This is a genomic window from Staphylococcus nepalensis (assembly GCF_002442935.1).
GTDB classification, from domain to species: domain Bacteria; phylum Bacillota; class Bacilli; order Staphylococcales; family Staphylococcaceae; genus Staphylococcus; species Staphylococcus nepalensis.
Genome location: NZ_CP017466.1, coordinates 2,438,942 through 2,451,318 on the forward strand (window position 1 = coordinate 2,438,942; position 12,377 = coordinate 2,451,318).

Here is a 12,377-nt window from a genome sequence, read left to right on the forward strand (position 1 = left end):
CTGGCTAAGTTAAATTTATAATCGAATAATGATAAGCACTTTCCATGTACGATTACTCTACATATTCCATCATTAAATTAATAAATGAATCTACTTGGGGCAACTGTAACATGCTCGGGTCATAACTCAAATAAGTCGAACGAATTAATGGTTTATCATCGATGTCTACACGTTGAAATTCGAACTGTTCCCGATCTAAGTGTTTCATCATAATCTCAGGTAAAATCGTAACGCCAACACCATTTAATAACATTTCTTTACATGTTGCAACTTGGTCAACTGTAATCATCGCATGGTAATCTTGTCCTATTTGATTACCGTACCATTCTTTAATTTGATTAATGTATATCGGGTCAGCTTGAAACTCGATAAATGGCATTTTCTCAACTTCATCGTTTCGATTTTTAGGATGTATGAAAAAATGTTCGTCATTAAATAAATGTGTATTACTCAAATTCATCATTTTATTACCACGTATAATCATTACATGGTAATCTCTATGGTTTGCTTTAATCTGCTCACTTGAACCTACTTGAACTTGGATTTCTACATTTGGAAATTGTCGTGTATATAAATTCAAAACAACTGGTAACAATGTTTGGCCAATTAAAGATGAACAACCAATCGAAATCGTACCGTTTACTTCACCGATATGTGCTTGCATTTTATCTAAAAACAACCGTTCTCTGTTTAACATATCACGTGCATGTTCAATTATCATCATGCCTTCTGTTGTAGTTATCAGCTGTTTTTTAGTACGTATAAATACATCTACACCAAATGCATTTTCTATCGCTTTCAACCGCTGTGTTACTGCCGGTTGCGAAATATATAAAATTTCCGCTGCTTTTCTAAGCGTTTTTGTCTCATCTAATGTAGTTAACAAGCGATAATCGTCAATCTTCATAATTATCCCCCTATTTTTAGCAAATACTTCAATATTTTTATTTCCTTTTGTGGCGACTTTCCGGTTACGCTTCAACAATCTATTTAAATGCGATTTTTTCAAAACTTGCAGTGTTTACTATAACATGGTTATACCATAACTCATATAGCTAATTTCTATATCTCATAACCTAAAAATCATCGTGAAGTATAAGTGTTTTTGGAGTCTATATTGTTATTGGCTTTATTTTTATTTTGGCTAGTATCACAATGATGGTTATTATCATTTCCAGACTTCTTATACTGCGTATCTTTATGTGTGAAATCTTTACGTTTTTTGCTTTTAGCTTTATTTTTATGCACAGACGATTGCTTTTGGTTTTTGGCTTTTTGCTTTATTTTATGATAACAATACATCATTTTATCTTGCATCGTTGTAAAGTCTGTATCAATTTTAATCATCAATTGATGGGCTATAATATACGCTTCATGGTATTGCTTGTTTGTTATTTGCCCTTGATTTAATGCACGTATCAAGTCATCTTCATCAACAAGTTCGTATTCACCATTAGGCAAAACTAATACATCTAGACATAAATCAATAGTCCGTGCATTGCCCTTTTGTGTAACATTTTTTATATTTATATCGAAGTAATACTCTAATGGATTGCCCTTGTCGTCTAACATCACCGTGATACTATAACGTTTTTTTTCAGGTAATATTTGTAACCACTGATAATTATCATCAGCGACAATAATATTTTGTCCTACAACCGAGACTTCTAGCGGTTCTCGTACTTTTTTCATAGTTACTAACCCAATAATACCTTTGAATTTGTTATTATTCACTTTGACTTCGGTATATTCTCGGTCAACGATGCGACGCCAGTGACGTTTATCAATATATTTTACTTTCACTGCCACCATCTCCTTGTCATTATTATATAAAACTGAATCCTACATGTCATCTTATGTTTGTTGCATTTAGTTTTAAAATTGGTATCGAAAATATAATTATTTTTATTGTACTATATTTCATAGTGTAAAAGCGAAATTGACAATCATTGATAATTTTGTTAAATTTTATACATATTTTTCAGAAAATTCTTTAAAAGGGAGATAGTATTATGCCAACGACTCAAAGACCATTTAGAGCAGATCATGTAGGAAGTTTATTGCGCCCGCAACGTTTAAAAGACGCGCGTAAAGATTTCCAGAACAATGCCATTGACGCACAGACATTAAAAAGTATTGAAGATGAAGAAATTGAACGCATCATAGAAAAACAGCTAGAAATTGGATTACATAGTATTACTGATGGCGAATTTCGCAGAAGTTGGTGGCATTTCGATTTCTTAGAAAATTTAGACGGTGTAGAAGGCTATACATCTGACCGCGGATTATCATTTGAAGGTGTTGAAACTCGTAAGCACAATGTCAAAGTAGTTGATAAAGTGAAATTCAACCCAAACCATCCTCATTTTGAGCACTTTAAATTTTTATTCGATAAAGTGAATGGTCGAGCAACAGCTAAAGTTTCTATTCCAAGCCCAAATCAGTTGTTCCATCCTAATATTTTAAATGAAGCTATCTATCCAGACATCAATGACTTTGCACGTGACGTATCAAAAGCTTATCATGATAGTTTACTTAAATTTTATGAATTAGGCGCGCGTTATATCCAACTAGACGATGTCTATTGGGCAAATCTAACGTCTGGAACACAAAATACACGTGGTAGAGACAGAAGTGAAGAAGAAAAAGAAATTGCACGTCAACTTGCTTATAAAGTCGTTAATGATGCAGTAGAAGGATTGCCGGAAGACCTATTAATTACAACACATATTTGTCGTGGTAATTATCAATCTACTTGGGCAATTTCAGGAGGGTACGAACCAATTGCACCTTATTTATTTAAAGAACAATTAGACGGTTTTTTCTTGGAATATGATGATAACCGATCAGGTGATTTTGAACCTTTAAGATTCTTCCCTAAATCGCGTTCCTATGCAGTATTAGGATTATTCACTTCAAAAACAGGTGAGTTAGAAGATAAAAGTACTATTTTAAAACGGGTGAAAGAAGCACAGAACTATATAGATTTAGATCAAATCTGCTTAAGCCCACAATGTGGCTTTGCCTCTACAGAAGAAGGAAATAAATTAACTGAAGACGCCCAATGGAAAAAATTAGCATATATTGTTGAAATAGCAAATGAAATTTTTGGCACTTCAAAATAACTTAAACTAAAAGAGCGTATGACTTTTTCACATCAAAACGATTGTGAGAGTCATACGCTCTTTCAAGTATTTAACGTTTTATATCTTTTTGTGATAAAGCATAACGATTGTTAATTGTTTTTAAATTTGGATAAGTTTTATTCAACCATTCTTTACTGTATAATTCAAAATGATTAAATTCAAATGCAGGATGGCACATACATCCGACGAGCGCATAACCAGAACCACCTTCAATAGACGAAGCAAAAATCGTCCCCTTTGGGACTACAAATTGTAAAACATCGCCATTCTCAATATGAGGCCCTACCGTGACTTGTTGATAATTACCTTCTGGATGTATCATATGCACAGTAAGCGAATCGCCTGCATGATAATACCAAATTTCATCAGCATCTATACGATGAAAATGTGAAATATTATCATGTGTTAAAAGAAAGTAAATACTTGAGTAAGCTGGTCTTAAACTTTCCTCATTCCATACTTCTTTAATCACTTCTTTATAATATCCACCTTCTGGGTGCGGGTGTAATTGTAATTGATTAAGCCATTGTTCTACAGCGTTATTTTTGTTCATATTATTTCAAATCCACGTTATGGAATACGTTTTGAACATCCTCTAGATCTTCTAGCGCATCTACTAATTGTTCAAATGTTTCTTGATCTTCTGGTGATAATTCAATATCTGTCTGTGGTAACATTTCAAACTCAGCTACTTTAAATGTTTCAACACCTGTTTCACGTAAAGCGTCTTGTACTTGAGCAAATTGATCTGGTTCAGCGTATACAATGGTTAGACCGTCTTCATCAAAAACATCTTTAACATCGATATCTTGTTCCATCAAACCTTCTAAAATATCGTCAGCTGGTTTACCCTCAATGCCAAATACCGCAGTATGTTCAAACATATAAGCAACAGAGCCAGAAACGCCCATGTTACCGCCATTCTTACCAAACGCAGCGCGGACATCTGAAGCTGTTCTATTAACATTTTCTGTAAGTGCGTCAACCATTAACATTGAACCATTAGGACCAAAACCTTCATATCTCAGTTCATCGTAATTTTCTTCACCGCCACCTTTGGCCTTTTCGATTGCTCTATCGATAATATGATTTGGCACGGAGTACGTTTTTGCTCTTTCCAATGTTAAGCGTAATGCTTGATTAGATGTAGGATCTGGTTCCCCAGATTTAGCTGCTACGTAAATCTCTTTACCAAATTTAGCATATATTCTACTAGTATTTTTATCTTTCTGGGCTTTTTTCTCTTTAATGTTATTCCATTTACGTCCCATGATTTCATCTCACTTTCTAAATAAATACCTTTATCAATATGATATATTATACAATATTTTCATTATATTACATAGATTAAGCGATGTTTTTTTGAATTAACACTTAAACAGACTATATTTATTAATAAAATAGAGTCTTGTATCATTATACTTTCGATAACGGTATGATTGGTTCAAAGCCAAAACACTTGTTTGTTAAGAAAAAGCAAGATAGAAATTCAATTTTTAAATTGGATTACTATCTCGTCCTTACTATAAATATTTTAATCCTAAACATCGTATATATAACTTTAGAATTAAGATAGTTAATTTTTTGTCGTTTATACAAACATATGACATTTAATATATTTTTTTAAAGTTTCAATATAAGTATGCATTCAATTTTTATTATATTTAACAAAGCAGATCGTTTTAAATAGTGAATTGTCAGGCCATACATAGATAAAATGATTTTAAAAATCCAACACAATCAAAATTAGACTGCTAACTTCTCTTAGAACATAAGAAATCAGCAGCCTACCTTATCTTTGTCTAAACCTATTTTAGTTATTCAATCTAAACCATTTCTTATAAACCTTAAAAACACTTTTTAAGCGCCGCTTCTTTAAAGGTTTAGCGCTTGCATGTCTTATTTCTAAATTAGTAACACTTATATATGAGGCTTAGCTTATATCATTTCATGCAATATTACTATTTTCTAAATTTATTTGCTAATCTTAGTACGTATTTTATAATGTGTAATAAATTAATGAATAAATTAAAGCCCATTTCACGCGGCGAATATTGCCCTCGTTTCATACGGTTGAAATCATATAATGTATATAATAGAAATAGTAACAAACCAACTATGGTAATGATCGTATGAAAAATTGGATTATTTACAAACATACCAATAATGCCCGCAACAATTAATGCGACTAATGTTACAAATAAGTATTTACCCATACTCGATGCATTACCCACAAAAAAGTAACCTATAATGCCAAACGCAATAAATGCTCCTATAGCTAACAACACATTTTTATAGAATACTTCTGTCCCTAAATTTTGCAGATAAGCTGTAAATGTCGCATACGACAGCAAACCAACAACAATAGCATATATGTGAGAAATGACTAGCCCATATTTACGCGCACGATTAGTTAAAACTGTAAACAATACTAATACTAGCAGTACAATAGAGAGTGGTTTTCTCCATTCCATAGGTAAAAATTGTCCAAAATAACAACCGATACCAAATATAATCCAATAATAAACAAAGAACAGCCATACTTTGCCATAAGCACGTGCTTTAGATTTATCTTGTTTTGGTTTATGTTGCTTGTGGTTTACGTGTTGTGCTGAGTCAGCCAATGCATTCACTCCTTAGATGTTTTTATGTTTTATACGTTGATTATTTTACTCATTCAGACAGCATAATTAACGCATATCAGCTTTAATAAATTTCACTTCTTATTTAAATGTGTTATTATCATTTTCACTAATCCACAAAAAATCAAACATTTCTGATATATTTTTTTGGACATTTTATAATTTAATTGAAATGACTGGCTTTTCAAATGTTACAAAGTAATAAAATTCGAAATCATTTTTTTATAATTAAAGTCTCCTCAACTCCCTAACAAAGGTATTTAGTGGTTTTTATAATCTATTTTTTTAAATGTTAATAATATTACATCTCTATAACAATAAACACAAGCCTCTTATTTTTTGTTAATATGTAACGTGAATCCAGTTAAAGAAAAGATTAAACTCATATATTTAATTTAAACAAAGTTATGTATATAGGTGTGAGGAGGAGTTCTTTTGAAAAAGTTTGCATTTGCAGTAACCGCTGCTTCGGGTGCAGCAGCAGTGATTGCTAACCATGAAGCTGAAGCGTCAACGCAACATACAGTACAATCAGGTGATTCACTTTGGTCAATCTCAGAACAATATGGTGTTTCCGTAGATGAGATTAAACAAAACAATAATCTCGATAACAATATGGTATTTCCGGGACAGGTTATCGAAATTGGTGGAAGTGATCAAGATTCAAGTTCAAACAATTCTTCACAAACATCAGGCGGTTCAACACATACAGTTCAATCTGGTGAATCACTTAATGTAATTGCTAGCAATTACGGCGTGTCAGTAGATGAATTAATGTCAGCTAATAATTTAAATGGTTATTTAATCCATCCTGGACAGTCGCTTACAATCCCAAATGGAACAGGTACTGGTGGTTCTGGTGGTTCTGGTAACGGAGCAACACAAACACCAAATACTGGTAGTTCATCAGCTAGTGACGCTAACTTATATGATTGGGGACAATGTACTTGGCACGTATTTAATCGTAGAGCAGAAACTGGCAAACCAATTAGCACATATTGGTGGAACGCTGATCATTGGGCAAGCAATGCAGCGGCAGATGGCTATACAGTAAATAATACACCAACTGCCGGTTCTATTATGCAAAATTACGAAGGCCCAATTGGTCATGTCGCGTATGTAGAGCAAGTAAATCCTGATGGCAGCATCTTAATTTCAGAAATGAATTATAATACGCCGCCAGGTACAGTGGATTACCGTACAATTCCTGCTTCACAAGCTTCAAGCTATAACTATATTCACTAAAATATAGTTAAAATTTAGAAAATGAATAATGAAAGTAAACCACTAAATCTTATATAAAGTATTTAGTGGTTTTTATTTTTCATCTTGACTGTAAAAATGAAAACAAACCATTTTCTTTTCATTTTTTACAAAGGGTTTTATTGTCTACGCTCGTAAAAACGTTTAAAAAGGAGACAATCCTGCTTATATACTAATCGAGGCCGAGACGTTATTGATGTCCCGACCTCGATTCAAATTTAAGATTAATAATATAAACATAACCTTTTAAATGTTTTATAAGAAAATATCAATAGCATAGTAAATAATTGCTGCTACTAACGCAGAAATTGGTAATGTAATTACCCAAGTTACAATCATGCGTTGTGCTGTATTCCACTTAACACCTTTGATACGATTAGATGAACCGACACCTAGAATAGATGAAGATACAACATGCGTAGTTGATAACGGGAAGTGTAATGATGAAGCAACAAATATTGTTAATGCAGACGATAAATCTGCTGCTGCGCCATTCGCTGGACGTATTTTCATGATATTTCCCCCAACAGTTTTGATGATTTTCCAACCACCAACAGCTGTACCTAAGCCCATTGCAGTAGCACAGGCTATTTTCACCCATAATTGTGGTTCGGTACTTGTCCCTGTTTGGATATTTGCTACTATTAGGGCCAAAGTAATAATCCCCATTGATTTTTGTGCATCGTTTGTACCGTGTGAAAATGATTGTAGCGATGCAGTGAAAATTTGGAAAAATCTAAAGTTACGATTCGTTTTGGTAAGATTAGCATTTTTGAATACCACTTTTACAATTGAATACATAATAAAACCAACACAAAAAGCAATAATCGGCGATAAAAGTAATACAACAATAATTTTTGTAAAACCTTGATAGTGCAGTACAGCAAACGAGCCTTGTGAAGCAATTGCTGCACCGGCGATTGATCCGATTAAAGCATGGGAAGATGAGCTAGGTATACCAAAGAACCAAGTCACTAAATTCCATATAATTGCTGCCAAAATTGCAGCTAAAACAACGATAAGCCCATTTTCTAATTTAAATGGGTCTACAATGTCTTTTGTTATCGTACTTGCAACTCCAGTAAATGTTAACGCACCAATAAAGTTCATAACAGACGCTAAAATAATTGCAGTTCTAGGAGTTAAGGCACGTGTTGAAACAGCAGTAGCGACGGCATTGGCTGTATCATGGAAACCATTGATAAAGTCAAATATCAAAGAAAAAATAACGATAGCTACTGTGATAATCAAAATATATTCCATAAGTTAGGACTCCTTAGCTATTTTTCATTATTATTGTTTCAAAGTTATTCGCTACAGCCTGACATTTATCAGCAACTTCTTCTAAACTTTCGTAAATTTCTTTGATTTTAATCAGTGTGATCGGATCTGTCTCACTATTAAAAATATGTTTAATAGACTGACGTAATATACCGTCACAATTAGTTTCAAATTCTTTAATATTAATAGAATGAATACGCATGTGAGAGAGTTTCTTATCAACCAATAAACCTACTGCCAATTTCATTTCAGCAATAGCTTTTTGGATATTATCAACAAATTCAGCCATATATTCATCCGTATATTCAATAGAGTACATTTCAAACATTGCGGAAGTTTCTTCTATTGCATCTAAAACATCGTCAATGGCGTTACATAAAGAGAGGATATCCTCACGTTCAATAGGTGTAATGAATGTTTGGTTCAAATCTGAAATCACTTGATGCATTAATTCATCACCATGTGATTCGTATGTTTTAATATTGTCTGAGTATGCTTTAAGATCTAAATGTGTATTAAAATCCATTTTGCCAAATTCAATTGCTGCACGGTCTAAGTTGAATACCATTTCCTCAAGTTTCACCATGAACTTATCTTTTTTCTTGTTAAACATTCAAAAAATCCTCCATTTACAGTGACCATTACAATCACCTTCAATAAATTTAAAAAAATTAGATTCCTTTAGAGACAAATTAAGATTGGCAAGATTTACAATGCGCTCATTATTTTGACAATTATTAAAATTATGTAAATGAACTTTTGCTTTCTAGGTTTAAAAAATCTTACAAATGTTGATTTGCTCTTATTTGAAAATAGCACAAATTTAACAAACTCACAATTAAATTTACAAATTCTTAACATTACATTTTAGTTAAATTAATAAAAATGTGCTTATTTCTACTATTACATTTTGCTTTTCCATAAAAAGTTTCAATTGCATATTACACATCGTTAATCAAAACTCACAATAGCAATAATTGCATAATTTCCATCTATAATCAACAACTATTTTGATTCATTTTTTAAAACTTTAAATGGTACGAACCTCTCAATTTCTATTCAATTATAAATATCAAAATAAAAAAATAAAAGAAGCAACAAAATCATACTTTCTTAAAAGATTTTGTTACCTCACTCACTATGAATATTACATTTTAATTCAAACTTATTTTAAATACACTTTCAATTCAGGCAATCATTACCAATTACATAGAAAAGCTTAATATCTAATAGCCTAGACTCTCTATTTGTTTTCTAAGTTAGTTATAACTTAAGGGTAAAAATACACAGTTTAGATATTTGGAAGTAGTTATTTTAAAAATTGAAATAATTAATGCTCAGATAATCTGGATACTAATTCATTTTGGTTAGGGAAAATAAATTGGACTGATGTTCCTTTTTGCATTTCTGAATTAATATGGACTGTGATACCTAATTTTTCTTTTACATTTTGGACAAGATACAAACCTATACCAGAAGACGTTGTTTCATTACGATTCGAGGTGGAAGTAAAACCTTTATCAAATATTCTTGGCAAATCTTTTTGGCTAATGCCTCTCCCCTCATCTTTTATATTCAACGCTACATGATTTTTAATTAACGTTCCATTAATATGGATTGTACTATGTTCACTATATTTGACTGCATTAGATATAATTTGCCTTATCATCATTCGACACCATTTAGTATCTGTATACACCTTGTAGGATGTTTCGAAATTGAGTTCAAAGTCTATACCTTTTGCTTGGCTGATATATCTAGAAATCTGAATTTCATCAATAACTAAACGTTTTAAATCAACATGTTCATAATACATATCTTTATTTTGTGATTCTAATCTAGTTAAAAATAAATGTCTATCTAACATATCGTTGATACGTGTCCATTCGAATAATAAAGCTCTTTTTCTTGTACCGTCATTTTCTTTTTCAATTAATAACTTTAAAGCAGTAACAGGTGTTTTAATATCATGCACAAAATCAGTTAGTGAAGCTTCAGTAGACTTAATTTGCTTTTTTTGCTTTGTTACTAACATTTTTTGAGTTGTAATTTGATTATACAAATATTCAACCATTTGTTGTTGAAACGGCGTATCTGCAAGTGATTTATGCTTTAAAGCTTCAGGTTCAATATTTTCATCTAAATGTTTTAAAAATTTAACTTCTTTTATATAGGTATACAGTAAAAATATAAAACTTAACCCTATATTTAAAATGATAATATATAAAATGCTATCTACACTTAAATCGTAATCTAAGTACGCAATACCCAAAAAAATAAATTGTAAAAACAGTAGCCATAATATCCAATGCTTACGTGAACGTATAAACATCCATACCCATTTAATACTATCCATGGGCCATATACCCTTTTCCTATTTTAGTTTCAATTGCATCCTTCATATCAATATCAGATAATTTTTTTCTTAAACGATTTACATTGACCGTCAGCGTATTATCACTCACAAATGCTTCATCATCCCATAACGCAGTAATCAAAGTATCTCTAGTGACAATTGTATCTTGTTTTTTCACTAGCATTTCTAAAATAATCATTTCTGTTTTAGATAAATAAATCACCTTATCTTCTCTGCTAATGCTATCTTTTGTAAGATCAAGTGTCGCTTCTTGCCAAGTTATTACTCTTTTTTCATCTAAGCTAAATTGATAAACACGTCTATAGATAGCTTGTAATTTTGCAATTAATACATTTGTATTAAATGGCTTTTGAACATAATCATCTGCCCCTAATTCCATACTCATAACTTGGTCCATTGGGTTATCTCTAGAAGATAAAAAGAGAATTGGTGTATTTGATATTTCTCGGATTTTACGTGTCCAATAGAAACCATCATATTTAGGTAGTTTTATATCCATGATCACAATTGCTGGATCTACTTCATTAAATTTATCCATCACTAGATTAAAGTCCTCAACACCATTAACATTAAAATCCCATTGTTCTAGTTCTTCACTCAGTTCTTTAAATAATGTCATATCATCTTCCACTAACAAAATCTCCATATACTCACCTCAATTATTTTGTATATTTTATTTTTTCACCCGAATTGATACGTACTTGATAATGTTTAATTCGGCAATCGATTTCAAATCCTCTCATCATTAAACCTTGAAATGGGGATTGAAATAGATAATAAACTGGCCAAGTTAACTTAGGAATATAATCATATAAATGCACTAAGACTTGTTGTGTGCCTTTTAATTTACGGAATTCTAACTTTCCTTGCTTTTTGAAATTAGATTTTACAATTTTACCACCTACGAGCAATAAAGTAATCATGTCTGTATCAGTTTCAATCCTCTGAAGTACCAATAAAGGGTCATGCTTATTTTTTATATAAATAATAAAATAATCTTCTTTTTGAACTGTATGTAAAAAAGTACCTTTCGTTTCATCTAACCATTTAAAATAATATTCTACCATTTGATTTAAAGTCCAATTCATCGGTAATTGTATACTCAATGCACTTCTCACATCATCATATTTCGATGATTGGAGTTCTACAGCTACGTGTGGGCGCGCTACTTCCGCTTTCGTCTGTGTTACTTCAGTACCATAAGCTGATAAACGCTGTATTGTTTCGGTATCAAAACGGCTACCACTAATATAAATTATTTTGCCTACACCTTGTTTAGCTGCAGCTCTACCAAAATTATCTGCCGCTATTAAATTCATGTCTCTAGCAGCTGCCTGCGTCAATTTAGCCGAATGTTTCGTTGGATCTAAATAAAATATCGCTATATTCATGCCATTCATAGCTGATAACACATCATTATAGTTATAAATATCTTTTTCTAGCCAAATAATTTCTTTAAAATCTTTTTCCTTAGGGTACTTCGACAAAGTATATAATACCGCATCGTCTTTAATAGAGGGAATTAAATTTTTCCCTATATAGCCTGTAACACCTGCAAGTAGTATATTAGGTTTCATAATACTCCATCCTTTAACGTATATTTTCTTATTTTAAATATTCCCTAGTAAATTCAAGTTAATGATGTTAAGTTATACTATAACTGAGTTT

General features: G+C 31.7%; 12 protein-coding genes. 2 read left to right on the forward strand and 10 right to left on the reverse strand.

What is annotated here, in order from left to right; all coding sequences use genetic code 11:
• Positions 1–52 precede the first annotated feature (52 nt).
• Entirely contained in the window at positions 53–907 is an 855-nt protein-coding gene (locus BJG89_RS11700) for a LysR family transcriptional regulator (protein ID WP_096810762.1), read from the reverse strand.
• Positions 908–1,083: 176 nt separating this feature from the next.
• Positions 1,084–1,803: a ribonuclease FAU-1 family protein gene (locus BJG89_RS11705; RefSeq protein WP_096810763.1), complete on the reverse strand. Its 720-nt coding sequence runs from the start codon at positions 1,801–1,803 to the stop codon at positions 1,084–1,086.
• 209 nt (positions 1,804–2,012) lie between these two features.
• Here BJG89_RS11705 and BJG89_RS11710 point away from each other — a divergent pair, with 209 nt between their 5' ends.
• On the forward strand, positions 2,013–3,125 hold the full coding sequence (locus tag BJG89_RS11710; RefSeq protein WP_096810764.1) for a 5-methyltetrahydropteroyltriglutamate--homocysteine S-methyltransferase: 1,113 nt from the start codon (positions 2,013–2,015) through the stop codon (positions 3,123–3,125).
• Between the two features lie 70 nt (positions 3,126–3,195).
• On the opposite strand, the gene BJG89_RS11715 is transcribed toward BJG89_RS11710, so the two are convergent.
• The 3 genes from BJG89_RS11715 to BJG89_RS11725 form a co-directional block, all read right to left on the reverse strand.
• Positions 3,196–3,699: a cupin domain-containing protein gene (locus BJG89_RS11715; RefSeq protein ID WP_096810765.1), complete on the reverse strand. Its 504-nt coding sequence runs from the start codon at positions 3,697–3,699 to the stop codon at positions 3,196–3,198.
• Between the two features lies 1 nt (position 3,700).
• Complete coding sequence (locus BJG89_RS11720) at positions 3,701–4,417, reverse strand: YebC/PmpR family DNA-binding transcriptional regulator (protein WP_096810766.1); 717 nt, start codon at positions 4,415–4,417, stop codon at positions 3,701–3,703.
• A gap of 690 nt (positions 4,418–5,107) precedes the next feature.
• The gene (locus BJG89_RS11725; protein WP_096810767.1) at positions 5,108–5,770 is read right to left on the reverse strand and encodes a Bax inhibitor-1/YccA family protein; all 663 of its coding nucleotides are present in this window, start codon (positions 5,768–5,770) and stop codon (positions 5,108–5,110) included.
• A 453-nt stretch (positions 5,771–6,223) separates the two neighbouring features.
• On the opposite strand from BJG89_RS11725, the gene BJG89_RS11730 reads away from it, so the two are divergent.
• Complete coding sequence (locus BJG89_RS11730; protein ID WP_096810768.1) at positions 6,224–7,033, forward strand: CHAP domain-containing protein; 810 nt, start codon at positions 6,224–6,226, stop codon at positions 7,031–7,033.
• A 273-nt stretch (positions 7,034–7,306) separates the two neighbouring features.
• Here the strand turns inward: BJG89_RS11730 and BJG89_RS11735 are convergent, their stop codons facing one another.
• The 5 genes from BJG89_RS11735 to BJG89_RS11755 all read right to left on the reverse strand — a co-directional run bounded on the left by BJG89_RS11735 (position 7,307) and on the right by BJG89_RS11755 (position 12,286).
• A complete protein-coding gene (locus BJG89_RS11735; RefSeq protein ID WP_096810769.1) occupies positions 7,307–8,314 on the reverse strand; it encodes an inorganic phosphate transporter in 1,008 nt (335 codons plus the stop codon).
• A gap of 13 nt (positions 8,315–8,327) precedes the next feature.
• Positions 8,328–8,945, reverse strand: coding sequence for a DUF47 domain-containing protein (locus BJG89_RS11740; RefSeq protein WP_096810770.1), 618 nt, complete (start codon positions 8,943–8,945; stop codon positions 8,328–8,330).
• Positions 8,946–9,662: 717 nt separating this feature from the next.
• Complete coding sequence (locus BJG89_RS11745; RefSeq protein WP_096810771.1) at positions 9,663–10,688, reverse strand: sensor histidine kinase; 1,026 nt, start codon at positions 10,686–10,688, stop codon at positions 9,663–9,665.
• Positions 10,681–11,355 carry a response regulator transcription factor gene (locus tag BJG89_RS11750; RefSeq protein ID WP_096810772.1) on the reverse strand — a complete coding sequence of 225 codons (675 nt, stop codon included), beginning with the start codon at positions 11,353–11,355 and terminating at the stop codon, positions 10,681–10,683. The genes BJG89_RS11745 and BJG89_RS11750 overlap by 8 nt, the downstream gene beginning before the upstream one ends.
• A gap of 13 nt (positions 11,356–11,368) precedes the next feature.
• Positions 11,369–12,286 (reverse strand): Rossmann-fold NAD(P)-binding domain-containing protein, encoded by a 918-nt coding sequence (locus BJG89_RS11755; RefSeq protein WP_096810773.1) that lies wholly within the window; start codon positions 12,284–12,286, stop codon positions 11,369–11,371.
• Positions 12,287–12,377: the final 91 nt, after the last annotated feature.

Bases quoted from the DNA above. Each gene is read 5' to 3' on its own strand.
- BJG89_RS11720 (WP_096810766.1), bottom strand. From the start codon at position 4,417: ATGGGACGTAAATGGAATAACATTAAAGAGAAAAAAGCCCAGAAAGAT.
- BJG89_RS11745 (WP_096810771.1), bottom strand. From the start codon at position 10,688: ATGGATAGTATTAAATGGGTATGGATGTTTATACGTTCACGTAAGCAT.
- BJG89_RS11740 (WP_096810770.1), bottom strand. From the start codon at position 8,945: ATGTTTAACAAGAAAAAAGATAAGTTCATGGTGAAACTTGAGGAAATG.
- BJG89_RS11715 (WP_096810765.1), bottom strand. From the start codon at position 3,699: ATGAACAAAAATAACGCTGTAGAACAATGGCTTAATCAATTACAATTA.
- BJG89_RS11700 (WP_096810762.1), bottom strand. From the start codon at position 907: ATGAAGATTGACGATTATCGCTTGTTAACTACATTAGATGAGACAAAA.
- BJG89_RS11755 (WP_096810773.1), bottom strand. From the start codon at position 12,286: ATGAAACCTAATATACTACTTGCAGGTGTTACAGGCTATATAGGGAAA.
- BJG89_RS11750 (WP_096810772.1), bottom strand. From the start codon at position 11,355: ATGGAGATTTTGTTAGTGGAAGATGATATGACATTATTTAAAGAACTG.
- BJG89_RS11735 (WP_096810769.1), bottom strand. From the start codon at position 8,314: ATGGAATATATTTTGATTATCACAGTAGCTATCGTTATTTTTTCTTTG.
- BJG89_RS11710 (WP_096810764.1), top strand. From the start codon at position 2,013: ATGCCAACGACTCAAAGACCATTTAGAGCAGATCATGTAGGAAGTTTA.